Genomic DNA, 24,048 nt, shown 5'->3' with positions numbered 1-24,048 from the left:
ATGAAGCCCCTATGACAAGGATAAAAATAAACGCACGCCGTATCTTCAGCTTATTGATTCCTTTTTTCTTTTTCACTTCTGTTCACGCTGAACAAACGGCCGCTCCCGCGAAACCTGTAACTGTGGAAGCGAAGAATGAAACCTTTGCCCCGCAGCACCCCGATCAATATCTCTCCTGGAAAGCCACCTCGGAACAATCAGAGCGTGTTGACGCACTGGCGGAAGATCCACGTCTGGTGATCCTGTGGGCGGGGTATCCCTTCTCACGCGATTACAACAAGCCGCGTGGACATGCCTTTGCTGTGACCGATGTACGTGAAACTTTGCGTACCGGTGCGCCGAAAAACGCTGAAGATGGTCCGCTACCGATGGCATGCTGGAGTTGTAAAAGCCCGGATGTGGCGCGTCTGATCCAGAAAGACGGTGAAGATGGCTACTTCCACGGTAAATGGGCGCGCGGCGGCCCGGAAATCGTCAACAATTTAGGTTGTGCCGATTGCCATAACACTGCCTCACCAGAGTTCGCCAAAGGCAAGCCGGAGTTAACCCTTTCCCGTCCGTATGCGGCTCGCGCGATGGACGCCATTGGTAAACCTTTTGAGAAAGCCGGACGTTTCGACCAGCAATCGATGGTTTGCGGTCAGTGCCATGTGGAGTATTACTTCGACGGCAAAAACAAAGCCGTTAAATTCCCGTGGGATGACGGCATGAAAGTCGAAAACATGGAGCAGTATTACGACAAAATTGCCTTCTCTGACTGGACTAACTCCCTGTCGAAAACGCCAATGCTGAAAGCGCAGCACCCGGAATATGAAACCTGGAGTGCGGGCATTCACGGCAAAAATAACGTGACCTGTATCGACTGCCATATGCCAAAAGTGCAGAACGCCGAAGGCAAACTCTACACCGACCATAAAATTGGCAATCCGTTTGATAACTTCGCCCAGACTTGTGCGAACTGCCATACCCAGGACAAAGCCACGCTGCAAAAAGTGGTCGCGGAGCGTAAACAGTCGATTAACGACCTGAAAATCAAGGTCGAAGATCAACTGGTTCACGCCCACTTCGAAGCGAAAGCGGCGCTGGATGCTGGCGCGACGGAAGCCGAAATGAAGCCGATTCAGGACGATATCCGTCATGCTCAGTGGCGTTGGGATCTGGCGATCGCTTCCCACGGCATTCATATGCACGCGCCGGAAGAAGGTCTGCGGATGCTTGGCACGGCGATGGATAAAGCGGCGGATGCGCGTACCAAACTGGCGCGTTTGCTGGCGACCAAAGGCATCACCCATGAAATCCAGATCCCGGATATCTCGACCAAAGAGAAAGCCCAGCAGGCCATTGGCCTGAACATGGAACAAATCAAGGCCGAGAAGCAGGACTTCATCAAAACGGTGATCCCACAGTGGGAAGAGCAGGCACGTAAAAACGGTCTGTTAAGCCAATAACCCCCGTTCCGCCTCGCAAGGGGCGGAAAACACAATGGAGTGAATATGAGCGTATTACGTTCGTTATTAACTGCCGGGGTGCTGGCGTCGGGCCTGTTGTGGAGCCTGAACGGAATTACCGCTACCCCTGCGGCGCAGGCATCTGGTGATCGCTACGAAGTTACCCAGCAGCGTAACCCGGATGCCGCCTGTCTGGACTGTCATAAGCCAGACACCGAAGGTATGCATGGCAAACATGCTTCCGTTATCAACCCGAATAATAAATTGCCGGTTACCTGCACCAACTGTCACGGCCAGCCGTCACCGCAACACCGCGAAGGGGTGAAAGATGTGATGCGCTTTAACGAGCCGATGTACAACGTTGGTGAGCAGAACAGTGTTTGTATGTCCTGCCATCTGCCGGAACAGTTGCAAAAAGCGTTCTGGCCGCACGATGTCCACGTGACTAAAGTGGCGTGCGCCAGCTGCCATTCCCTGCATCCACAGCAAGATACGATGCAGACGTTAAGTGACAAAGGACGGATTAAGATTTGCGTCGATTGCCACAGCGATCAGCGCACCAATCCGAACTTTAACCCGGCGTCTGTTCCGTTGCTTAAGGAGCAGCCATGACCTGGTCTCGTCGCCAGTTTCTCACCGGCGTCGGCGTGCTGGCAGCCGTCAGCGGCACCGCAGGACGCGTGGTGGCGAAAACGTTGAATATCAATGGCGTGCGTTACGGCATGGTGCATGACGAGTCGTTATGCATCGGCTGTACCGCCTGTATGGATGCTTGTCGGGAAGTAAACAAGGTGCCGGAAGGTGTCTCGCGCCTGACGATTATTCGTAGCGAGCCACTGGGCGAATTTCCTGATGTGAAATATCGCTTCTTCCGTAAGTCTTGCCAGCACTGCGACCATGCGCCGTGCGTTGACGTCTGCCCGACCGGCGCGTCTTTTCGCGATGCCGCCAGCGGGATTGTCGATGTTAATCCGGATCTCTGCGTCGGTTGTCAGTACTGCATCGCCGCTTGTCCGTACCGCGTGCGCTTTATCCATCCGGTCACAAAGACGGCGGACAAATGTGATTTCTGCCGTAAGACCAATTTACAGGCCGGTAAGCTGCCCGCGTGCGTTGAAGCTTGCCCGACGAAAGCACTGACGTTTGGCAATCTGGACGATCCTAACAGTGAGATTTCGCAACTGCTGCGCCAGAAGCCCTCTTACCGCTACAAGCTGGCGCTGGGAACCAAACCGAAGCTGTACCGCGTACCGTTTAAATACGGGGAGGTGAGTCAATGACGCAGGCTTCCGCATTTCATTTTGAATCACTGGTGTGGGACTGGCCGATTGCCATCTATCTGTTTTTGGTGGGGATTTCTGCCGGGCTGGTGACGCTGGCGGTGTTGCTGCGTCGCTTCTACCCGCAGGCGGGCGGCGCAGACAGTACGTTGCTGCGTACCACGCTGATTGTCGGGCCTGGCGCGGTGATCCTCGGTCTGTTGATCCTCGTCTTCCACCTGACGAGACCGTGGACCTTCTGGAAGCTGATGTTCCACTACAGTTTTACCTCGGTGATGTCGATGGGGGTAATGCTGTTTCAGCTCTACATGGTGGTGCTGGTGCTGTGGCTGGCGAAAATCTTTGAACACGATTTGCTTGCCCTGCAACAACGCTGGTTGCCGAAGCTGGGGATCGTGCAAAAGGTTCTGAACCTGCTGACGCCCGTTCATCGCGGACTGGAAACGCTGATGCTGGTGCTGGCGGTGCTGCTGGGGGCTTATACTGGCTTTCTGCTGTCGGCGCTGAAATCGTATCCGTTCCTCAATAACCCGATCCTGCCGGTGCTGTTCCTGTTCTCCGGCATCTCGTCCGGTGCGGCGGTGGCGCTGATCGCCATGGCGATACGCCAGCGCAGTAATCCGCATTCCACGGAAGCGCACTTTGTTCACCGTATGGAAATCCCTGTGGTATGGGGTGAAATCTTCCTGCTGGTGGCGTTTTTTGTCGGCCTGGCGCTGGGCGATGACGGTAAAGTGCGTGCACTGGTGGCGGCGTTGGGCGGCGGTTTCTGGACGTGGTGGTTCTGGCTTGGTGTCGCCGGGCTGGGGCTGATTGTGCCAATGTTGCTCAAACCGTGGGTCAATCGCAGTTCCGGCATTCCTGCCGTGCTGGCGGCGTGTGGGGCCAGTCTGGTCGGCGTGTTGATGCTGCGCTTTTTCATTCTCTACGCCGGACAGTTGACGGTGGCGTAAGCCAGAAAAGAGGTGGTTTCTGGACGTATTCCTTCCTGAAGTCGGTTTTCTGGCGTTGTTGTTAAGTCTTGGGGTCAATGTGTTGACCCCGTTGACAACCTTCGCGGGTGTGCGGTTGCGCTGGCCTGCGATGATGCGGCTCACTTGCATCGGCATTCTGGCGCAGTTCGCGCTCCTGCTGCTCGCCTTTGGCGTACTGACGTATTGTTTTCTCATCAGCGATTTCTCGGTCATTTATGTCGCCCAACATAGCTATAGCCTGCTGTCGTGGGAACTCAAACTGGCGGCGGTGTGGGGCGGTCATGAAGGTTCGCTGCTGCTTTGGGTGCTGCTGCTTTCCGCCTGGAGTGCGCTGTTTGCCTGGCATTATCGGCAGCAAACCGATCCGCTATTTCCGCTGACGCTAGCCGTTTTATCTCTCATGCTCGCCGCGCTGCTACTGTTTGTGGTGCTGTGGTCCGATCCCTTCGTGCGGATATTTCCACCAGCAATCGAAGGCCGCGATCTCAATCCGATGCTGCAACATCCCGGTCTTATCTTCCATCCGCCGCTGCTTTATCTCGGCTATGGCGGTTTGATGGTGGCGGCGAGCGTGGCGCTGGCGAGTTTACTGCGCGGCGAGTTTGATGCGGCCAGCGCCCGAATTTGCTGGCGCTGGGCGTTACCTGGCTGGAGTGCATTAACAGCGGGGATCATCCTCGGTTCCTGGTGGGCCTACTGCGAACTGGGCTGGGGCGGCTGGTGGTTCTGGGATCCGGTGGAAAACGCCTCTTTATTACCCTGGCTTTCTGCCACTGCGCTGCTGCACAGTTTGTCCCTGACACGCCAGCGGGGGATTTTCTGCCACTGGTCGCTGTTACTGGCGATAGTTACTCTGATGCTGTCCTTGCTGGGCACCTTAATTGTCCGTTCTGGCATTCTGGTTTCGGTTCATGCGTTCGCGCTGGATAACGTCCGCGCCGTGCCGTTGTTCAGCCTGTTTGCACTGATTAGCCTTGCGTCTTTGGCTCTGTATGGCTGGCGAGCGCGGGACGGTGGCCCGGCGGTGCGTTTTTCGGTGTTATCGTGGGAAATGTTAATCCTCGCTACGCTGTTGCTGTTTTGCGCAGTGCTACTGATCGTGCTGGTGGGAACGCTTTATCCGATGATTTACGGCCTGCTGGGCTGGGGACGCCTCTCCGTTGGCGCGCCGTATTTTCACCGCGCGACGTTACCGTTTGGTCTGTTGATGCTGGTGGTGATTGTGCTGGCGACGTTTGTCTCTGGCAAACGCGCGCAGCTTCCGGCGCTGGTAGCTCATGCGGGCGTGCTGTTATTTGCCGCCGGGATCGTGGTCTCCAGCGTCAGCCGTCAGGAGATCAGCCTGAATTTACAGCCGGGTCAGCAGGTGACGCTGGCAGGATACACCTTCCGTTTTGAGCGCCTCGATCTACAAGCCAAAGGTAATTACACCAGCGAAAAAGCGATAGTGGCGTTATTTGACCATCAGCAACGCATTGGTGAACTGACACCGGAGCGGCGTTTTTACGAAGCACGTCGTCAGCAAATGATGGAGCCGTCAATTCGCTGGAACGGTATCCATGACTGGTATGCGGTCATGGGTGAAAAAACCGGAGCGGATCGTTACGCTTTTCGTTTGTATGTACAAAGCGGTGTGCGCTGGATCTGGGGGGGAGGATTGTTGATGATTGCGGGCGCATTGTTAAGCGGATGGCGGGGGAGGAAGCGCGATGAATAAAGGACTTCTCACGTTACTGCTGTTATTTACCTGTTTTGCGCGCGCTCAGGTTGTAGACACCTGGCAATTCGCCAATCCGCAACAACAGCAACAGGCGTTAAATATTGCCAGCCAGTTACGTTGTCCGCAGTGCCAAAATCAGAACTTACTGGAATCCAACGCGCCGGTGGCAGTCAGTATGCGCCATCAGGTTTACAGCATGGTGGCGGAGGGGAAGAACGAAGTCGAAATCATTGGCTGGATGACCGAACGCTACGGTAATTTTGTTCGCTATAACCCACCGCTGACCGGTCAGACGCTGGTGTTGTGGGCGCTGCCAGTGGTGTTGTTACTACTGATGGCACTGCTCCTCTGGCTAGTGAGGGCGAAGCGATGAAACAGCACCAAATACCGGTGAAAACACTGACAACTCTCACGATTTTTATGTTATTTATCTGTTTCAGCAGTTATTTGTTAAGTCCGCGATGGCAGGCTGTACTCGGTGAATATCAGCGTCAGCGCGATCCGCTACATCAGTTTGCCAGCCAGCAAACCCCGGAAGCGCAGCTTCAGGCATTGCAGGATAAAATTCGTGCTAATCCACAAAACAGCGAACAGTGGGCGTTGCTGGGCGAGTATTACCTGTGGCAAAACGATTACAGTAATTCGCTGCTGGCATACCGTCAGGCGTTGCAACTACGTGGTGAGAACGCTGAACTGTATGCGGCGCTGGCGACGGTGCTTTATTACCAGGCCAGCCAGCATATGACCGCCCAGACTCGCGCAATGATCGACAAAGCCCTCGCGCTGGACGAAAACGAAATTACCGCCCTGATGCTGCTGGCTTCCGATGCTTTTATGCAGGCGAATTACGCGCAGGCCATCGAACTATGGCAAAAAGTGATGGATCTCAATTCACCCAGGGTCAACCGGACACAGTTGGTTGAGTCGATTAATATGGCAAAACTCCTTCAACGGCGATCGGATTAATCATTCGGCGTTGCAGATTATGTTATTGAGCTGCGTAAAAAATAATCGAATGAATACATGTAAAAAATAATCACCATTAACGATTATTGCAGATTAAACAAATAAAAATCTTTCCATAACAAATGGTTATTCATATAACCTGTCATAAACTCGCGTTATTATGCATTAATGCAGCGAAAAGCTCTGTTGTTAAAGGGTTGCGCAACATACCGCGCAAATGATACTGATCATAAGCGTTAAAAAAATCTACAAACCAACGCAACACAATTCATGCCCTGGCAGTATGTCACGTTCTCGCGTTTCTGAACGGGGAACGGTGCTCCATTGAGGAAGTCATTCATATGAAAAATATAAAATTCAGCCTGGCCTGGCAGATTCTGTTTGCTATGGTGCTGGGCATTCTCCTGGGAAGCTACCTGCACTACCATAGCGACAGTCGCGAATGGCTGGTCGTCAATTTGCTCTCTCCGGCGGGTGATATCTTCATCCACCTGATCAAAATGATTGTTGTGCCGATTGTGATCTCCACGCTGGTGGTAGGTATCGCGGGTGTTGGTGATGCCAAACAGCTTGGGCGTATTGGCGCGAAAACCATTATCTACTTTGAAGTGATCACCACCGTCGCCATCATTCTGGGGATCACTCTGGCAAACGTCTTCCAGCCCGGTGCCGGGGTGGATATGTCGCAGCTGACGACCGTCGATATCTCGAAATATCAGAGCACTACGGAAGCGGTACAAAGCAGTTCCCACAGCATTATGGGCACGATTTTGTCGCTGGTGCCGACGAACATTGTGGCGTCGATGGCGAAAGGCGAAATGCTGCCGATCATCTTCTTCTCGGTGCTGTTTGGTCTGGGGCTTTCTTCCCTGCCCGCGACGCATCGTGAACCGCTGGTGACCGTGTTCCGCTCCATCTCTGAAACCATGTTTAAAGTGACTCACATGGTGATGCGTTATGCACCGGTGGGTGTGTTTGCGCTGATTGCGGTGACGGTGGCTAACTTTGGTTTCTCTTCTCTGTGGCCACTGGCGAAGCTGGTGCTGCTGGTGCATTTCGCTATTCTGTTCTTCGCGCTGGTGGTGCTGGGAATTGTGGCGCGCCTGTGCGGGTTAAGCGTCTGGATCCTGATTCGTATTCTGAAAGATGAGCTGATTCTGGCGTACTCCACTGCCAGCTCTGAAAGCGTACTGCCGCGAATTATTGAGAAGATGGAAGCCTACGGTGCACCAGCGTCAATCACCAGCTTCGTGGTGCCGACCGGTTACTCTTTTAACCTTGATGGTTCGACGCTGTATCAAAGTATTGCCGCTATCTTCATCGCGCAGTTGTATGGCATTGATTTGTCCATCTGGCAGGAAATCATTCTGGTGCTGACGCTGATGGTGACCTCGAAAGGGATTGCTGGCGTGCCGGGTGTGTCGTTTGTGGTGCTGCTGGCAACGCTGGGTAGCGTCGGTATTCCTCTGGAAGGTCTGGCGTTTATTGCCGGTGTTGACCGTATCCTCGACATGGCGCGTACCGCGCTGAACGTGGTGGGTAACGCGCTGGCGGTGCTGGTGATTGCCAAGTGGGAACACAAATTTGACCGCAAAAAGGCGATGGCCTACGAACGTGAAATGCTGGGCAAATTTGATAAGACTGCGGATCAGTAATTGAAGATTGCCGGGGGGTATATCCACCCGGCAATGTATGGATGCCTGATGCGACGCTGTCGCGTCTTATCAGGCCTACGCCAGAGAGCGCAATAGCCTGATTTAGCGTGATTTTATAGGTCGGATAAGGCGTTTACTCCGCATCCGACATCAATGCCTGATGCGACGCTTGCCGCGTCTTATCAGGCCTACGCCAGACAGTGCAATAGCCTGATTTAGCGTGATTTTTGTAGGTCGGATAAGGCGTTTACGCCGCATCCGACATCAACGCCTGATGCGACGCTTAACGCGTCTTATCAGGCCTATCTTAACCGTTGGTTAATTTTTCAAACTCTTCACACCCGGTATCAAACCCTTCCATACAGCTCAGGTTCAACCAATGCAGCGCCTTTTGTTTATTCTTCTCGATAAAACCCTCTTCACCGTTTAAGAACATCATCCCCGCCCAGTACTCGGAATAACCGGTACGGGAAATCGCGGAGCTGCGTTTGAAATACCAGGTTGCTTTGTCATCGTCAGCCGTAATGCCCACGCCGTTGGCGTAAATCAAGCCAAGCAGCATCTGGGCATCAACGGCGGTATCATTCTCCAGATCTTCCGAGGCGTTTTCTAACAGCGAAATCGCCTTCGGATAATCTGGTTTACCCGCCTGGCTATTAACCAGAATATGAGCCAGCGTCACTTCACCTTCTTTACTGCCCGCCTGCGCTGCTTTCTCGGCGAGCACTTTTGCTTGTGGATAGTCCAGACTGACCGGATTGGTGATTTTGATCTGCGCTAACAGCGCGCAGGCATCGGCATCACCGCTGTCAGCGGCTTTCTGTGCCCAATATTCGGCTTTGCTCAAATCGCCGGAGCTAAACCAGCTGTCGGCAAGAAAATATTGTGCGCGTCGGTCTCCGGCCTCTGCTGCCTTTACATACTGGCTGCCGGGTTCGGAGTCGTTTGCGTGGGCAAAGAATGTCAAAAACAACATCAATGCGATAATTTTTTTCATTTTGATAATACGATTGGGTAGGGAGTAACCAGTATAAAGAGTTCGAATGGATAAAAAAACAGCCTCCGAAAGGAGGCTGTAAGAGGGACTGATTTACGCCAGTGCCGCTTCGCGCAGGCGAGTTTTCAACTTGTTGTACTCGTCAATCACGTACTGCTCGGCGGCGCGCTGATCGGCGATCGGCTCGACGCGTACGGCGCAGTATTTGTACTCCGGCGTTTTCGTAATCGGGCTTAAGTTCTCGGTAACCAGCTCGTTACAGGCACCAATCCACCACTGGTAAGTCATGTAAATCGCCCCTTTGTTCGGACGATCGCTGACCTGCGCACGGGTGATAATTTTGCCTTTACGCGAGTGCACCCAAACCAATGCCTCATCTTCAATACCCAGACGTTTGGCGTCTTCGGTATTGATTTGCGCGTAGCCAGGTTCATCAGCCAGCGCCGCCAGCGCCGCACAGTTACCAGTCATCGAACGACAAGAGTAGTGACCAACTTCACGCACCGTTGACAGTACCATCGGGTACTCGTCGGTGAGTTTGTCGATTGGCGCTACCCAGTCGCAGGTGAAGAACTGCGCCAGACCGTTCGGGGTATCAAACTTCTCTTTAAACAGATAAGAAGTCCCCTGATCGGCATCTGAAGTATCGCGGCAAGGCCACTGAATGAAGCCCAGTTCGCCCATTTTCTCGTAAGTCGCACCGTAGAAATCCGGGCACAGATGACGCAACTCATCCCAGATCTCCTGGGTGTTGTTGTAGTGCATCGGATAACCCATACGGGTGGCGATTTCACTGATGATTTGCCAGTCCGTTTTCAGATCCCATTTCGGTTCAACTGCTTTGAAGAAACGCTGGAAGCCACGGTCAGCCGCAGTAAACACGCCTTCATGCTCGCCCCACGAGGTTGACGGTAAAATAACATCCGCCGCCGACGCGGTTTTGGTCATAAAGATGTCCTGAACGATGACCAGTTCCAGATCTTCAAAGGCTTTACGTACTGCCGACAGTTCCGCATCAGTTTGCAGCGGATCTTCGCCCATAATGTACGCCGCACGGACTTCGCCATGCGCCGCACGGTGCGGCAGTTCGCTGATGCGATAACCGGTATGGGCCGGCAGGCTTTCTACGCCCCAGGCTTTGGCGAATTTCTCGCGGTTTTCCGGGAACTTAACATACTGGTAGCCCGGATACGTATCCGGCAGCGCGCCCATATCGCAGGCACCCTGCACGTTGTTCTGACCACGAACCGGGTTAACGCCCGCATGTGGCTTACCGAGGTTACCGGTCAGCATCGCGAGGCTGGTCAGAGAACGCACGGTTTCCACGCCCTGATAGAACTGGGTAACACCCATGCCCCACAGAATGGATGCGCTTTCGGCCTGGGCATACATCCGCGCCGCCTGACGAATCTCACTGGCGCTGACGCCGGTGATATCTTCAACCGACTCCGGCGTGTAGCCTTCAACGATTTTACGATACTCTTCAAAGCCTTCTGTGCGAGAAGCGACGAACGCTTTGTCGTACAGATTTTCTTCAATAATGACATGGCCCATCGCATTCAACAGCGCGATGTTCGAGCCGTTTTTCAGGGCGATGTGCATGTCCGCAATGCGCGCGGTTTCAATTTTGCGCGGATCGCAGACGATAATTTTCGCCCCGTTACGTTTAGCGTTAATTACGTGATTCGCCACGATTGGGTGGGAATCTGCCGGGTTGTACCCGAAAACGAACACTAAATCGGTATTATCAATTTCGTTAATGGCATTGCTCATTGCGCCGTTACCGACCGATTGGTGCAGACCTGCAACCGATGGGCCGTGTCAGACGCGAGCGCAGCAGTCAACGTTATTAGTACCAATAACGGCGCGCGCAAATTTTTGCATTACATAGTTGGTTTCGTTACCCGTACCACGCGAGGAGCCGGTCGTCTGGATGGCATCCGGACCGTACTTCTCTTTGATGGCGCTCAGGCGCTCGGCAACGTAATTCAGTGCCTCATCCCAGGAAACAGGTTCGAGTTTGCCGCCACGCTGGCGACGGATCATGGGGGTTTTCAGGCGCGGGGTCAGGATCTGGGTATCGTTAATGAAATCCCAGCCATAATAACCCTTCAGACACAGAGTACCCTGGTTGGTTTTCCCCTGCGCTGCCTCCGCCCGGACGATTTTGCCGTTATCGACGACCAGGTTGATTTTGCAACCTGATGCGCAATATGGGCAAACCGTGACGACTTTTTTCATCGGTCTCGCTCCAGTTAATCAAATCACGCATACGCGCTCTCGACTACAGTATGCATCTTTTATGCCACATTTTATTTGGGGACATTCCTTGATATTACGGGCACTATTTATTCAAAACTCTGACGAAAAACAGGCTGTCGTCAGTTTTGACGTGACGAAACGAAATACCGCGTGACAGCCATCACGCGGCAGACATTTTATTTTTTCTCGATGCCGGGAGCCGCCTGATACCCGCCGCCCAGCGATTTCATCAACTGAATGCTTTGGATCACGCGGCGGCTATCCAGCATCAGTAATGACATCTCTTCGGCAAGCACCGGCAATTCGGCTTCGGTTGCCTGTAAGCGGCTGGTTAAACCGCGCTTGTAGGCGGCGTCGGCGGCGCGCTGGGTGAAGCGGGTCGCTTCTACGCGTTCTGCCTGCATCTTCCGCTCGTCATTCAGCGTTTGCAGACGCGTGCCATTGACTGCAACGTCGCGCACTGCGTTCAGCACGGACTGGTTGTAACGTTCAATCATCATGTTGCTGGCGGCACGAGTGCCTTCGAGATTGGCATTCAACCGTCCACCGTCAAACAGCGGCAATTTCAGGCCTGGAATGAAGTTGAACTGGCGACTGCTTTTTTTGAATAAGGTATCCAGGTGGATGGAATCCAGGCCGAAAAACGCTTTGATATCAAAGCTTGGGTAGAACAGCGCCCGCGCGGAATCCACCTGATTTAATGACGCCTGAACATACCAGCGCATGGCTTGCAGATCCGGACGTCTGGCGAGCAACTCATAAGAGAGTGTCGCCGGAATGCCGGTCTGTACCTGTGGTAACGCCACTGGTTTGATCTCCGGCATATCGCTGGCGCCCGCGCCAGTCAATGCGCGCAGAGATTCTCGTGTTTCAGTGATTTGCCCTTTGACGGCAGCAATTTGTTTATCGACCGCCAGAATCTGCGCCCGCGCGCCGTGGAACGGTACTTGCGCTTCCAGGCCGTGCGCCACTTTGCTCTGATGCGCTTTCACCGTGTAATCAATCACGCTGCGGGTTTGCTCTAACAGATCGAGCATCTGGTAGCTGGCCTGCATACTGTAATAAAGCTGCGCTACGCCTGTAGTGAGCGACAGTTCCACTGCCGCAGTTTCTGCCAGCGCGGCGTTATGCGCGCCAATGGCGGCGGCAACCGCTGAGCGATGTACGCCCCATAAATCGAGATCCAGTCCAGCAAATAAACCTACGGTGGCTTCGGTGTAGTACGGACCATCCATTCCCAGTGCGGGCGCATCCATCGCATAAGGGCTTAAAAAGCCGTTGGCAGAGACGCGCTGGCGGTTGAGCATCCCTAACGCCGCCACCTGCAATTGTGAACCAGCATCTAACAAATCTGCCTGCGACCGCGCTTTTTCTTCCCGCAATTTCGCTTCGGCGAGGGTGTGAGAACCGCTTAACGTCCGTTGGATCAGCGCATCCAGTTGTGGATCATTAAACTGTCTCCACCACTGCGCTTGCGGCCAGCCGGAACTGGCAAGATGAATATCATCGGCAAGTTTGATCTGCTCTGGTTTAAGCTGTTGATGAGGGGCTGAATCCTTACGCACTAACGCACAGCCGGAAATCAGCGTCGTGCTGCCGAGAATGCTGCACAACAACAAGCGTGAAAGTTGACGATTGATCATTGAGTGGCTCCTTGTGCCTGTTCCGTGGCGGGCGTTAATGCCGGAGCTGTCCAGTCTGGCAAGCGGGCGATGAGCTGACAGACGTGTTGCTCCTGTTTTAATAAGGTGGGCAGGATGGCCTGCGAGGCGGGTATCTCTTCAAGCGTTATTTGAGGAGAACGGTTGAGCGCGGTTGCCAGACCGGCAGCGTATTTCTCCAGTGCGTCGGCAAAGTGGCTGGCTCTGTCCGGCTGGAGCGCGTGATCCAGCGCCTGAGCCGAGTTCCAGGTGGCATCCCAGGCGTGAAGAATGTCGCGTCCCTGACGAATAACTGTTTGCGAGCGTTCAATCAGTAAGGCGCGTTCATCGCCGTCCAGTTGACGTTCAAGCGCCACGCGTTGGCACATTTCTTCACAGGCATTAAACGCCGCATGTAGACCTATACGAATTTGCAGATAAGTGCGCAGAGCCGTGACTTCCTGCTGGCGCGGGATACGCATCAGTTTGCTTAACATACCCAGCGCGCCAGCCAGTTTTTGCGGCAGTGCACGCGCTTCGCTTTCAGGCCAGACAAAGGTGTAAATCACCGCCGATACCGCCGTACCGATAAGAATGCCGATGGCACGATCGCGTATTTCCACCAGGTCGTAAACCGGACCAAAGACGTTTTCGAGCGTGGCGAGAGCAAAGGTCACCACCATCTGCGTGCCGATATAAGAAGAACGCTCAGAGCTGGTGGCGAACCACGCGCCCACCAGGAAAATCGGTGCCAGTACGAGCAGCAATTCGACAATGTTGTCCAGCCATGGCATGACCAGTAGCGTAAACAGCAACGCCAGAATTGCACCACAAAAAGCTCCGCCAAAACGTAGCGCCATCTTCTGGTACGAAGAACCGATATTGGGGTTAGCGACGATCACGCAGGTCAGCATACAGGTGTGAATGCCTTCCCAGTCCACGCCGCTGTAGAAGGTGTAACAGATCAAACAGGCCAGCAGCGTTTTTACCGCGTAACGCATATAGTCCGGATTAGTAAAGGCATCGGCGACCATTGACGGCGGTTTGGCGGTGGGCGTTGGCGGCGTGTGCGGGTCCATCTGACCAAGCTGTAACAGTGTCTGGCAAATATTCTCCAGGTTACATTCCCGTGCCGCCATCGCTTCATCTTCACTAAGCCGCCAGTCGCTTTGCCAGCACTGCCCTTTGGCAATGGCATGTTGCAGCTTGTTGATTTCAATGGCTAATTTTTGCCGAAATTCAATGATCGCCTGCGAATCAGCAAAAGAGGTGGGATCGTAGCGATTCAGCGTCGAGTAAATGTAGGTTACCGTTGCCACGCAGCTTTGCCACCATGCATTATGGATTCGCCAGTCGGCGTCGTCCGCGAGGCAAAAGACATTCAGTTTTTGCAGCGCCAGCGCCTCTCTTTCAATCCGCGTTTCGGGTAGCGGCGCAAGGCTTTCTGTCAGGTGACGTACCGCGTCATCAAGCCGATCATTAAGCGCCTGATGCATCTGCGTAATAGCGCGGCTGGGAAACCACAGCACGCCGATTAACGTCATCAGCAAGGTTGGATAGAGGCCGACAACGATACACCACAGCGTTAAGCGCACGACCACTTCCGGATAGTCGAGCATGGCGGGGAAGGTTTGCCCGTAAATGGCGACAATGGCGACGGCGAAAAAGACCAGTCCCAGCCGATGGGTGCGCATCAAAAACATGCAGCCCATCAGGACAGGACCCGCGATGATCAATCTGATCAACGGTTCGCCGTATGACCATTTGTAGATCAAAAACAGGCTGCCGATCTCCAGCACCGTGGCAACCACAAACAAGATCGCCACAAATTTGGTGTAAAACGCGTTCGACTGAATACCGTAAAACAGCACCGCTAGTGATAACGCCACGAAGGGGATCTCGAAGGTCATTGAGATCAGAATCACCAGCAGGCAGCCTACCCAGAGCTGCACGGTCTGCGGCACACGACCAGGTCGCCGCTCGCTTAACTCTTCATGAAAGAACGCCAGCAGCCTGACCACCGGTAATGGCAGGGAGTTGAGCGCGCTCATTATTGCGGCTCAAGATTAGCGACTGCCGACGCGCCAATACGGAACATTTCCGGGTCAGGTTTATCGACGAAAACGCTGGGCAACGCGAACCCAGTTAATAGAGCGAGACACTTTCGGCAGGCCGCCCAGCACCAGACCGCCGTCATCCGGCAGCACGCCGTAGCCAATGGAATCCACTTTACCCTCGAAGGTTTTGCCGCTGTCGCTCATCAGGCGAATCGTCGCAGGCGTACCGGCATGAATATTTTTCAGATCGGTTTCGCGGAAGTTGGCGATAACGTACCAGTGACGAGTGTCGATTAGCGTGAAAATAGGGCGCATGGCAGAAGCAAATTGCCCAACCGAGGTTTTGAGGGAAATGACCCGACCATCAAACGGCGCGCGGACGGTTGCCATTTCCAGATGCAGTTTGGTTAGCGCGATATCCGCTTCCACCGCCGCACGTTGGGCGACCAGCGCATCGACGCCGCTGACGCCGCTGGCGGCTGACTGCGCCTGCAACAATACGGCATTAAGATCCGCTTCTGCGGCGCGCTGCGCCGTTCTTGCACGGTCAACGTCTTCCGCTGAGACAAAACCTTCTTTCAGTAATGGCTCGGTGCGGCGTAATGTATCTGTGGCCTGTTTCGCGGCGGCACGGGCTTTTTCTACCGTGGCATTAACCGAGTCGGCACCAAACTGTTGCGCGTCAACGCTACGCTGGGTGAGCATAATTTGCTTATCCAGCGCCGCGAGGGAGGCTTCGGCTTTCGCCAGATTCGCTTCGTATGGGCGAGGGTCGATGCGGAACAGCAAATCGCCCTGTTTGACTGCCTGGTTGTCTGTGACTGCCAGTTCCACAATACGACCGCTGACTTCCGGCACTACATCGATGGTATCGGCAGAAGCATAAGCGTCGTTGGTTGATGGCGCACTGTCTACGCGCCAGATAACGAAAACGAGGGCAACAAGCGCCAGCGCAACGACCAGCAGGGCAGGGATCTTACTGCGAGGAGCTTTTTTCGGCGTACTTTCCATGAGCGCATCTCAAATAGATTAGAAAAATGCCAGCCAGAACAGCATGGCGTAGAGAGCAAAAAGGGCGGTATAAATAATTCCGACAAATGCCAGATTGATATTTGCCCTCTGAATAATTCGCCTCGTGATGAGTGTCACAATAAGGCTGGCAATAGCGCAGAAAAACCAGCTGGGATAATAAGCGCCAATCACCGGGATCGCCGGAGATAATGAGCATCCCGAAACCATGATGACGGGAATTATCCAGGCTGTTTTTTTGAATTGCATCACCATGCGAGAGAGAACTGTTGGCATAATAAATACATCCTGTCTGCTGCGAACAATATCTGTAGTGAATATCAATATCCATTGAAGGCGTCAGTATGGCTATTTTCTTGATGAATAAAAATAGCTTTATTCAGCCACCGCATTCATAACTTATATATATTGTGTATTAATTTTCTGTATGTATTTTTAATATAAATACTTTCGGGGGCTTGAATGCCCCCGAAAATGAGTGGAATTAATTCGGGGTTACAATATTCACCCACAAATCGAAATTATCCAGACAAGCAATAATTTCTTCCAGTTTCGCACTATTGCCAATAATTTTGGCTTTCTTCGCTTTTACCAGATCCGCCATTTTCGCCTGTCCGGTCAGCACGGCGTGCAGATCTTCACGGCTAATGTAGAAGGACGCATTGGCTTGCGGTTGCAGCGTTTTACGGTAGTTAAGCACGCTATCGTTCAGGGTCAGGTTGAGGTTATCGCCGTTACTCATATTGAAGTTCAGGCTGATGTTCTTCCCGGCGGCTTTTTCGCTATCGAGGCGAACAGCCATAAAGTCGAACAGCATTTCGACCGACATCCCGCGAATGGTATCCGGGGAACCGGTGGTGCCGTGGCTGAACTTATGTACCCCTTCGCGCAGCTCTTTCGCGCCAGTCAGGTAGAAACCGCGCCAGGTGGCTGACTCCGCCTGATAACCAAGCTGTTCAAAGTTATTGGCTTGCAGATTCTTCGCCACCTGGTCGCCCGGATTGGCGGCAATCACCTGTTTCAGTAACTCTGCCGACCAGCGATAATCTCCCTGCTTGTTTGCTTCTTGCGCCAGGCTGATGACGCGTGCGGAACCGCCCAACGCCTGTACATAACGTTTACCCATCTCCACCTGACCATACGGATGCAGGTTTGCCGGGTTACCGTCGTAATAGCCGAGGTAGAAGTTATATACCGCACGGGCGTTGTGGCTGACAGAACCGTAATAGCCACGGCTGGCCCAGTTATTGGCAAGCGCAGGTGGCAGCTTAATCATGTCGCCGATTTCATTCATGGTGTAGCCCTGGTTTGCCAGGTGCAGGGTCTGGTCGTGAATGTACTTGATAGTATCGCGATATTTACCAATATAATCATTGATATGCTTATTGCCCCATACCGGCCAGGTGTGCGGCATAAACAGGACTTCCGCTTCGTTACCCCACATATCCAGCGTTTCGTTCAGGTACTCGGTCCACTTGTTGGTATCGCGGGTTTTCGCGCCGCGCAGAGTGTAGAAGTTGTGCAGGGTATGCGTGGCGTTCTCGGCGGTACACAGGGCTTTCAGGGCCGGAATATAGAAGTGCATTTCCGCTGGCGCTTCGCTGCCTGGGGTCATCAGGAAGTCAAACTCCAGGCCGTCGATAATCATCTTCTCGCCAGTTCTGACGATTGTTTTGGTTGGCGCAATAATGCTTGGGTCACCGGTTGCCAGCGTCACGCCGAGACCGTTACCCACGTTACCCTGCGCGTTGTGCGGCAGTAACAGGCCGTAAGAGTAGAGCGCACGGCGGCTCATAATGTTACCCGCCAGTACGTTTTCACTGATGGCTTCGTCCATAAATCCAGCAGGGGCAATCACCTGCACTTTGCCCGATTTAACATCAGCTTCGGAGATAATGCCTTTTACGCCGCCATAGTGGTCGGTGTGGCTGTGGGTGTAGATAACCGCAACAATCGGTTTTTGCGGACGATGCTGGAAGTAAAGGTCAAGGGCGGCTTTTGCGGCAGGCGGTGTTACCAGCGGGTCGATAACAATAATGCCTTTCTCGCCTTCCACGAACGTAATGTTGGAGATGTCCTGGCCGCGCACCTGATACATTTTATCGGTGACTTTGAACAGGCCTGAAATACCGTTGATCTGTGACTGACGCCACAGGCTGGGGTTTACCGTTTCCGGCGCAGCGGCATTAATATCAAATTTGTAATCGTCCGCGCGGTAGTAAACTTTGCCGTTCGCATCACGCAGAATACCTTCATCGAGCAGCGGGGCGATAAATCCGCGCTGGGCGTCGTCAAAATCCTGACGATCGCTAAACGGTAATGATTTGGCGTAATTCTGATTAACCTGTTGCGTATATTGGGAGGCGGCTTTCGCTTCCTCTTTCGCGTAAGCGGTATTTACCATCATGCCGCTGGCGGCAGTTAACGCAATAACAATCCTGCTCAAACGGAATAACCGAGAGTTATTCATATAAATCTCCATTTATCATTTGTGTCGTAAATATGTAATCCATGCAAAATACGTCATTTAAAGCTGGCGATATCATAATTGGGAAACGACGATTTTAATAAACGGAAGTGTGAGCGGAACGAGTCATTTTATTAGGGATTTGTGCTGAAGGTGAAAAAGTACGGCATATCTATTAACAATATCAATAATGTGACATGAATTATATTTTCATTATATATATTGCTTTCCTCTTTCACTTCGCCAGGAAGTACGCACAATGATTAATCAGGTGAATAATGCGGAGTGTAACCATGAAACCCGTGGTGCTGGTAGTGGATGATGACGCGGCTATCTGTGCACTGTTGCAGGACGTGTTAAGCGAACATGTCTTTACGGTTTCAGTCTGCCATACCGGACAGGCGGCAATATCGTGTATTGAAGGCGATCCTGATATTGCGCTGGTGGTGCTGGATATGATGTTGCCTGATACCAACGGCCTGATGGTATTACAACAACTACAGAAAATGCGTCCTGCATTGCCGGTGGTGATGCTGACCGGTCTGGGCAGTGAGTCTGATGTGGTGGTCGGGCTGGAAATGGGTGCGGATGATTACATCTGCAAGCCATTTACCCCACGGGTAGTGGTCGCGCGACTAAAAGCGGTGTTACGGCGCGTTGGCGTGCTGGCGGTCAATGAGGAGAAAAATGCCGGGCTGTCATTTAATGGCTGGTATCTCGATACCACACGCTGCCAGCTACACAATCCGCGACAGCAACTTGTTGAGCTGACTCAGGGCGAATATGGCTTGTTGCTGGCTCTGGCACAAAACGCCCGTCGGGTATTGAGCCGCGAGCAGTTGCTGGAGTTTACCCATAGTGACAGCATAGAGGTGTTTGATCGCACCATCGACGTATTAATCATGCGACTACGACGCAAAATCGAACTGAACCCGCATCAGCCAATGTTGATTAAAACTCTGCGCGGTCTGGGTTATGTCTTCGCTGCCGACGTGCATTAATCCGACATTTCTGTTTGCAGCTCTTCCAGTGTTTTTGCCCCGTCGATGGCGTTGGCGCATAACAGGCTCGCGCGTGCGCAGGCATGTGCCAGTTTGATGCTCTCGGTAAGCGTCCAGCGTTCGTGGCAGCCATACAAAAATCCGGCACAAAACGCATCACCCGCGCCGACGCTACCGATAATCTCGCGCGGTTCTAATTTCCGTGAGGGTATCCACATGCCGCCCTGTTCCGGCGTCTCTCCCCATGCGCCTTCCGCGCAGTGAATCACCACGCGCTGGCGCACGCCCGCATCTAACAGTTCGCGCGCGGCGGCGGCAATATGCGCGATATGTGGCTCGCCGTTAGGCAAACGAATCTCCAGCCCGCTAAATTCCCCGGCCTCCAGTTCGTTAATCACCAGATAATCCAGATGACGCAACGCGGGCAATACCAGCGGCTGATAGCGCGGATCGCCCTTGCGGGAAACCAGATCGAGACAGGTTTCATAGCCAGCGTCATGCATCTGCGCCAGCAGGCGGGCGCTGCGAGTGCCATAAACATCGTCTGGCATATCCAGGCTTTCGAGCAACAGCAGATAACCGAGATGGAAGATTTTCATGCTGCTATCAAGCTGGTCGAACGCCGGAAGATCCAGCAGCCGGTTAGCGCCCGGTGAATGGAAAAATGTGCGCTGTCCGCTGGGATCGGTCATCACCTGCGACATCGACGTCGGCGCAAAAGTGGTGCGCTGCACATGCTGGCGGTTGACGTGATATTGCTCCAGCATCGCCATAATGTAATCGCCATCGCTGTCCTGACCGATTAGCCCGACCGCCTGCAAAGGCAGCCCGGCGCGCATTTTCGCCAGCGTCAGCAGGACGTTAAGCGGCGCGCCACCGGTAGAGCGTTCGCTGTGGGTGATCTCCGCCAGCCAGCCGCGCTCCGGCCACTGGATAATCTGGTGGACGTGATCAACCAGCATATTTCCTGCTGCGATAATACCTTTACGTTCCATCATGCCAGCTCCTGGATTAGCTAATGCGCTACCGCCGGGCAGCGTCGCCGCCCGGCTTCGGACTTATTTCACCGTCCAGCCTTTGTAATTGCCGACGTTGTCTTTGTCGATCATCGTCACCGGGATCAGCACCGGCTCTTTCGGCGCGGGTTTGCCCTGCAAAATGTCGTAGCCAATTTCCACCGCTTTAGCTGCCATCACCTGGGGATCTTGCGCTGGGGTGGCGACAAACAACGAGTTCTCACGTTTCAGCGCCTCTTCGGCGTCCGGGCTACCATCCACGCCAACAATAAAGAACTCGTTACGTTGTGCCTGTTTTGCTGCCAGATCGGCGCCGATCGCGGTGGGATCGTTAATCGCAAACACGCCGTCGATCTTCGGATTCGCCGCCAGCAACGCGGTCATCACCTCCAGCCCGCCTTCACGACTGCCTTTGGCGTTCTGGTCGTCAGAGAGCACCTTGATGTCAGGATGGCGTTTAAATTCGGTCTGGCAGCCTTCGACGCGGTTCTGCACGGCGGACACCGGCGGGCCGTTGATGATCACCACGTTGCCTTTGCCTTTTAGGCGATCGGTGATGTATTTACAGGCCATTTCGCCCGCCTGGGTGTTATCGGAAGTAATGGTGGCGTCGGCACCTTCTGCCGCTACGTCAACCGCCACCACCACGATCCCGGCGTCTTTCGCCCGTTTCACCGCCGGGCCGATCCCTTTTGAATCGGCAGCGTTAAGGATGATCATATCGACGTTAGCGGCGATAAAGTTGTCAATTTGCGACACCTGCTGGCCCAGATCGTAGCCGCTGGAAACCAGCGTCACTTTGACGTTATCGCCTGCCAGTTTACGCGCTTCCAGCTCCGCGCCTTTGGTTATCTGTACGAAGAACGGGTTCGCCAGGTCGCCTACCGTTACGCCTATCGATTTCAGTTCTTTCGCCTGGGCGAACGGTGCCGCAGCCAGCAGCGCGCCTGCACAGAGCGCGGTCACTAAGGGCTTCAATCTCATACTGTATTCCTCATGTGTAGGGTATTGTTGTTATGCGCTTTGATGATGTCGGGTACGGTATTTGTCGATCAGCACCGCAATGATGATCACCGCCCCTTTGATCACCAACTGCCAGAAGTAAGAGACGCCCATTAAGGTCATGCCGTTGTTGAGCGTGGCGATAATCAGCGCGCCGACCAGCGTGCCGGTGATGGTGCCGATCCCGCCAACAAAACTGGTGCCGCCGAGGATCACCGCCGCAATGGCGTCCAGTTCGTAACCCATGCCTAAGTTGCCGTTGGCGCTGTATAGCCGCGAGGCGCTCATAATCCCGCCCAGCCCTGAAAGCAGGCCGCTCATGCCATAAACAAACAGCAGCACCAGCCAGACCTTAATGCCGGTAAGACGCGCCGCCTGCATATTGCCGCCGACGGCGTAGATATGAACGCCAAGTGTGGTGCGGCGCAGAATAAACCAGCACACCACGATCACCGCCAGCGCAATCACCACCAGCCACGGGACCGGCCCGAGATAGTTATTACCTATCCACTCGAAATTAATGTTGGAGTTGATGACCGTGGTGCCGTCTGCCAGCAGATACGCCGCCCCGCGTAGCGCCGTATAGGTGCCGAGCGTGACGATAAATGGCGGCAATCCGGCAAAGGCCACCAGTGCGCCGTTGAACAACCCCAGCAGCAGGCCGAGCATCAGCGCCGCTGGAATCGACAGCATGGCGAACTCCGGGCTAAGGGAGACGACCATCGCCGCCACCGCCGTGGTGCCGAGAATTGAACCTACAGAAAGATCGATCCCGCCGGTCAAAATGATGAAGGTCATTCCTGCCGCCAGCACAATGTTGATCGACGCCTGGCGGGTAATATTCAGCAGGTTACTTTCGGTAAAAAAGTTCGGCGCGATAAAGCCAAAAACCGCCACGATCAGGATCAGAATCGGCAAAATGCCGACCGTTTGCATCAGATCGCTCATTAACATTTTTTTGGCAGAGGTCTTTGCAGATGTCGTCATGAGCGCACCGCCTGGGAATGGGCGTCGTTGACGCCGGTCGCTAAGGTCATAATGTTTTCCTGGGTGATGTTGTTGCCGTTTAACTCACCGGCAATGCTGCCTTCGCGCATTACATAAACGCGATCGCTCATCCCGACTATCTCCGGCAGTTCGCTGGAGATCATCAGGATCGCCACGCCCTTGCGCGCCATCTCGTTCATGATCCGGTAGATCTCGCTTTTTGCGCCGACATCCACGCCGCGCGTGGGTTCATCGAGCAGTAAAATGCGTGGGCCAATCGCCACCCAGCGGGAGATCAACAGTTTTTGCTGATTACCGCCCGAAAGCCCACCTGCTCGCACTTGGGCATGAGGCACGCGGATGTTGAGCAACTTAATGGCGTCATCGGAAATGGTTTGTGCTTTTTTGCGATTGAGCATCCCCCAGCTGGCATCGCGCTCCAGGGTTGCCATGGTGATGTTTTCGGCTGCCGCCATTTCAAGGAACAATCCCTGTTCTTTGCGGTTTTCGGTGAGAAAACCAATGCCAAGATCGATGGCTTCGCGCGGGGAGTGGATCACCACCGGTTCGCCATCGACTTCAATCATTCCGCCTGTCGCTTTCCGCACGCCGAAAATTAACTGCGCCAGTTCGGAACGTCCGGCGCCCACCAGCCCGGCGAGGCCGACAATTTCGCCGGAACGCACCAGCAGGCTACTCGGCTGGACTTTGCCGCCGTCGGTCAGGTGGTGAACGTTCAGGCGGGCTTTGCCGAGCGGGATATCGCGCTCTTTATTGAACAGATCGCTCAGCGGCCTGCCGACCATCATCCGCACCAGTTCCCCGGCGTTGAGATTGTCGCGGGTCAGGCTGCCAACGTATTGCCCGTCACGCAGCACGCTGACGCGATCGGAAAGCTCATACACTTCTGCCATGCGGTGGCTGATGTAGATAATCGCCATCCCTTCATCGCGCAGTCGCATAATCAGTTCAAACAGGCGGTGAGTTTCGCGGGAGGAGAGGGCGGCGGTAGGTTCGTCCATCACCAGAATGCGGCTGTTGCGATGCAACGCGCGGGCGATTTCGACCTGCTGTTGCTCGGCGATGGTCAGCGTCATGACTTTATCGCTGGCGTTAAACTGCGCGCCGAGGCGGTCGATCACTTTTTGCGCCTGCACCAGCATCTCTTTACGCTGCACCAGCCCGCCGTGGGAAAGCTCGCTGCCGAGGAAAATATTTTCTGCCACCGTCAGATTCGGTGCCAGCTGCATCTCCTGATAAATCAGCGTAATACCGGCGCTTAAGGCATCTTTCGGTGTGCGAATGTGAAAGGGTTTGCCGTCTATCAGGATCTCGCCACTGGTGGCGGTATACGCCCCCGCCAGCACCTTCATCAGCGTGCTTTTTCCGGCGCCGTTTTCCCCCATCAGGGCATGGATCTCGCCAGGGTAAACCGTCAAATCCACCCCTTTGAGCGCGTAAAATTTGCCGAAGGCTTTGGCAATATTGCGCATCTCCAGAACTGGCGTGCTGTTCATGGCGGACTCCTGCGAGGTTGTCGATATCAG

At 54.0% G+C, this 24,048-nt stretch carries 19 protein-coding genes and 1 pseudogene; 9 read left to right on the top strand and 11 right to left on the bottom strand.

All coding sequences use genetic code 11. From position 1 onward, the window contains the following. The first annotated feature begins 11 nt into the window (after positions 1-11). From nrfA to gltP, 8 genes are all read left to right on the top strand, one after another. A complete protein-coding gene (gene nrfA, locus FC814_RS06875) occupies positions 12-1,448 on the top strand; it encodes an ammonia-forming nitrite reductase cytochrome c552 subunit (protein WP_000196872.1) in 1,437 nt (478 codons plus the stop codon). 45 nt (positions 1,449-1,493) lie between these two features. Next, positions 1,494-2,060: a cytochrome c nitrite reductase pentaheme subunit gene (gene nrfB, locus FC814_RS06870; protein WP_010344836.1), complete on the top strand. Its 567-nt coding sequence runs from the start codon at positions 1,494-1,496 to the stop codon at positions 2,058-2,060. Further along, positions 2,057-2,728, top strand: a complete 672-nt coding sequence (nrfC, locus tag FC814_RS06865) for a cytochrome c nitrite reductase Fe-S protein (protein ID WP_000220269.1) — start codon at positions 2,057-2,059, stop codon at positions 2,726-2,728. Before nrfB ends, nrfC begins: the two co-directional genes overlap by 4 nt. After that, the gene (gene nrfD, locus FC814_RS06860; RefSeq protein WP_016159887.1) at positions 2,725-3,681 is read left to right on the top strand and encodes a cytochrome c nitrite reductase subunit NrfD; all 957 of its coding nucleotides are present in this window, start codon (positions 2,725-2,727) and stop codon (positions 3,679-3,681) included. Before nrfC ends, nrfD begins: the two co-directional genes overlap by 4 nt. A gap of 19 nt (positions 3,682-3,700) precedes the next feature. Beyond that, a complete protein-coding gene (locus FC814_RS06855; protein ID WP_137325704.1) occupies positions 3,701-5,419 on the top strand; it encodes a heme lyase CcmF/NrfE family subunit in 1,719 nt (572 codons plus the stop codon). Next, complete coding sequence (gene nrfF / locus FC814_RS06850; protein WP_137325703.1) at positions 5,412-5,795, top strand: heme lyase NrfEFG subunit NrfF; 384 nt, start codon at positions 5,412-5,414, stop codon at positions 5,793-5,795. Before FC814_RS06855 ends, nrfF begins: the two co-directional genes overlap by 8 nt. Further along, positions 5,792-6,388 (top strand): heme lyase NrfEFG subunit NrfG, encoded by a 597-nt coding sequence (nrfG, locus tag FC814_RS06845; protein WP_137325702.1) that lies wholly within the window; start codon positions 5,792-5,794, stop codon positions 6,386-6,388. The genes nrfF and nrfG overlap by 4 nt, the downstream gene beginning before the upstream one ends. Positions 6,389-6,729: 341 nt before the next feature. Next, positions 6,730-8,043 (top strand): glutamate/aspartate:proton symporter GltP, encoded by a 1,314-nt coding sequence (gene gltP / locus FC814_RS06840; protein ID WP_137325701.1) that lies wholly within the window; start codon positions 6,730-6,732, stop codon positions 8,041-8,043. A gap of 307 nt (positions 8,044-8,350) precedes the next feature. On the opposite strand, the gene yjcO is transcribed toward gltP, so the two are convergent. From yjcO to yjcS, 7 genes and pseudogenes are all read right to left on the bottom strand, one after another. Continuing rightward, positions 8,351-9,040 carry a Sel1 family TPR-like repeat protein YjcO gene (gene yjcO / locus FC814_RS06835; RefSeq protein ID WP_105280899.1) on the bottom strand — a complete coding sequence of 230 codons (690 nt, stop codon included), beginning with the start codon at positions 9,038-9,040 and terminating at the stop codon, positions 8,351-8,353. 93 nt (positions 9,041-9,133) lie between these two features. Further along, positions 9,134-11,281, bottom strand: coding sequence for a formate dehydrogenase subunit alpha (gene fdhF / locus FC814_RS06830; protein WP_137325700.1), 2,148 nt, complete (start codon positions 11,279-11,281; stop codon positions 9,134-9,136). Between the two features lie 197 nt (positions 11,282-11,478). Further along, positions 11,479-12,945 carry a multidrug efflux transporter outer membrane subunit MdtP gene (gene mdtP, locus FC814_RS06825; protein ID WP_137325699.1) on the bottom strand — a complete coding sequence of 489 codons (1,467 nt, stop codon included), beginning with the start codon at positions 12,943-12,945 and terminating at the stop codon, positions 11,479-11,481. Continuing rightward, positions 12,942-14,993: a multidrug efflux transporter permease subunit MdtO gene (gene mdtO, locus FC814_RS06820; protein ID WP_137325698.1), complete on the bottom strand. Its 2,052-nt coding sequence runs from the start codon at positions 14,991-14,993 to the stop codon at positions 12,942-12,944. Before mdtO ends, mdtP begins: the two co-directional genes overlap by 4 nt. Then, positions 14,993-16,010: pseudogene (gene mdtN / locus FC814_RS06815) on the bottom strand (multidrug efflux transporter periplasmic adaptor subunit MdtN). Before mdtN ends, mdtO begins: the two are co-directional and overlap by 1 nt. Positions 16,011-16,028: 18 nt before the next feature. After that, positions 16,029-16,304: a YtcA family lipoprotein gene (locus FC814_RS06810; RefSeq protein ID WP_137325697.1), complete on the bottom strand. Its 276-nt coding sequence runs from the start codon at positions 16,302-16,304 to the stop codon at positions 16,029-16,031. 208 nt (positions 16,305-16,512) lie between these two features. Continuing rightward, the gene (gene yjcS / locus FC814_RS06805) at positions 16,513-18,498 is read right to left on the bottom strand and encodes an alkyl sulfatase YjcS (RefSeq protein ID WP_137325696.1); all 1,986 of its coding nucleotides are present in this window, start codon (positions 18,496-18,498) and stop codon (positions 16,513-16,515) included. Positions 18,499-18,788: 290 nt separating this feature from the next. Between yjcS and FC814_RS06800 the strand changes: the two genes are divergently transcribed. Further along, complete coding sequence (locus tag FC814_RS06800; RefSeq protein ID WP_137325695.1) at positions 18,789-19,496, top strand: response regulator transcription factor; 708 nt, start codon at positions 18,789-18,791, stop codon at positions 19,494-19,496. On the opposite strand, the gene FC814_RS06795 is transcribed toward FC814_RS06800, so the two are convergent. Genes FC814_RS06795 through FC814_RS06780 form a run of 4 tightly spaced genes read right to left on the bottom strand, consistent with a single transcriptional unit; the run spans position 19,493 to position 24,018 of the window. Then, on the bottom strand, positions 19,493-20,494 hold the full coding sequence (locus tag FC814_RS06795; RefSeq protein WP_000970595.1) for a carbohydrate kinase family protein: 1,002 nt from the start codon (positions 20,492-20,494) through the stop codon (positions 19,493-19,495). The two genes, FC814_RS06800 and FC814_RS06795, sit on opposite strands and share 4 nt — an antisense overlap. Positions 20,495-20,554: 60 nt before the next feature. Then, positions 20,555-21,496: an ABC transporter substrate-binding protein gene (locus FC814_RS06790; protein ID WP_137325694.1), complete on the bottom strand. Its 942-nt coding sequence runs from the start codon at positions 21,494-21,496 to the stop codon at positions 20,555-20,557. Positions 21,497-21,526: 30 nt separating this feature from the next. Then, positions 21,527-22,501 (bottom strand): ribose ABC transporter permease, encoded by a 975-nt coding sequence (locus FC814_RS06785; RefSeq protein WP_000213467.1) that lies wholly within the window; start codon positions 22,499-22,501, stop codon positions 21,527-21,529. Beyond that, a complete protein-coding gene (locus FC814_RS06780) occupies positions 22,498-24,018 on the bottom strand; it encodes a sugar ABC transporter ATP-binding protein (protein ID WP_137325693.1) in 1,521 nt (506 codons plus the stop codon). The genes FC814_RS06785 and FC814_RS06780 overlap by 4 nt, the downstream gene beginning before the upstream one ends. Positions 24,019-24,048: the final 30 nt, after the last annotated feature.

This window comes from Escherichia sp. MR, from assembly GCF_005280595.1.
GTDB classification, from domain to species: Bacteria; Pseudomonadota; Gammaproteobacteria; order Enterobacterales; family Enterobacteriaceae; genus Escherichia; species Escherichia ruysiae.
Note: the sequence above shows the minus strand (reverse complement) of the source record. Positions and strands in the feature narration are given on the sequence as shown.

What these genes read in the sequence shown, in the direction of transcription:
- nrfA (WP_000196872.1), top strand. Translation starts at nt 12, where the DNA reads ATGACAAGGATAAAAATAAACGCACGCCGTATCTTCAGCTTATTGATT.
- nrfB (WP_010344836.1), top strand. Translation starts at nt 1,494, where the DNA reads ATGAGCGTATTACGTTCGTTATTAACTGCCGGGGTGCTGGCGTCGGGC.
- nrfC (WP_000220269.1), top strand. Translation starts at nt 2,057, where the DNA reads ATGACCTGGTCTCGTCGCCAGTTTCTCACCGGCGTCGGCGTGCTGGCA.
- nrfD (WP_016159887.1), top strand. Translation starts at nt 2,725, where the DNA reads ATGACGCAGGCTTCCGCATTTCATTTTGAATCACTGGTGTGGGACTGG.
- nrfF (WP_137325703.1), top strand. Translation starts at nt 5,412, where the DNA reads ATGAATAAAGGACTTCTCACGTTACTGCTGTTATTTACCTGTTTTGCG.
- nrfG (WP_137325702.1), top strand. Translation starts at nt 5,792, where the DNA reads ATGAAACAGCACCAAATACCGGTGAAAACACTGACAACTCTCACGATT.
- gltP (WP_137325701.1), top strand. Translation starts at nt 6,730, where the DNA reads ATGAAAAATATAAAATTCAGCCTGGCCTGGCAGATTCTGTTTGCTATG.
- yjcO (WP_105280899.1), bottom strand. Translation starts at nt 9,040, where the DNA reads ATGAAAAAAATTATCGCATTGATGTTGTTTTTGACATTCTTTGCCCAC.
- mdtP (WP_137325699.1), bottom strand. Translation starts at nt 12,945, where the DNA reads ATGATCAATCGTCAACTTTCACGCTTGTTGTTGTGCAGCATTCTCGGC.
- mdtO (WP_137325698.1), bottom strand. Translation starts at nt 14,993, where the DNA reads ATGAGCGCGCTCAACTCCCTGCCATTACCGGTGGTCAGGCTGCTGGCG.
- FC814_RS06810 (WP_137325697.1), bottom strand. Translation starts at nt 16,304, where the DNA reads ATGCCAACAGTTCTCTCTCGCATGGTGATGCAATTCAAAAAAACAGCC.
- yjcS (WP_137325696.1), bottom strand. Translation starts at nt 18,498, where the DNA reads ATGAATAACTCTCGGTTATTCCGTTTGAGCAGGATTGTTATTGCGTTA.
- FC814_RS06800 (WP_137325695.1), top strand. Translation starts at nt 18,789, where the DNA reads ATGAAACCCGTGGTGCTGGTAGTGGATGATGACGCGGCTATCTGTGCA.
- FC814_RS06795 (WP_000970595.1), bottom strand. Translation starts at nt 20,494, where the DNA reads ATGATGGAACGTAAAGGTATTATCGCAGCAGGAAATATGCTGGTTGAT.
- FC814_RS06790 (WP_137325694.1), bottom strand. Translation starts at nt 21,496, where the DNA reads ATGAGATTGAAGCCCTTAGTGACCGCGCTCTGTGCAGGCGCGCTGCTG.
- FC814_RS06785 (WP_000213467.1), bottom strand. Translation starts at nt 22,501, where the DNA reads ATGACGACATCTGCAAAGACCTCTGCCAAAAAAATGTTAATGAGCGAT.
- FC814_RS06780 (WP_137325693.1), bottom strand. Translation starts at nt 24,018, where the DNA reads ATGAACAGCACGCCAGTTCTGGAGATGCGCAATATTGCCAAAGCCTTC.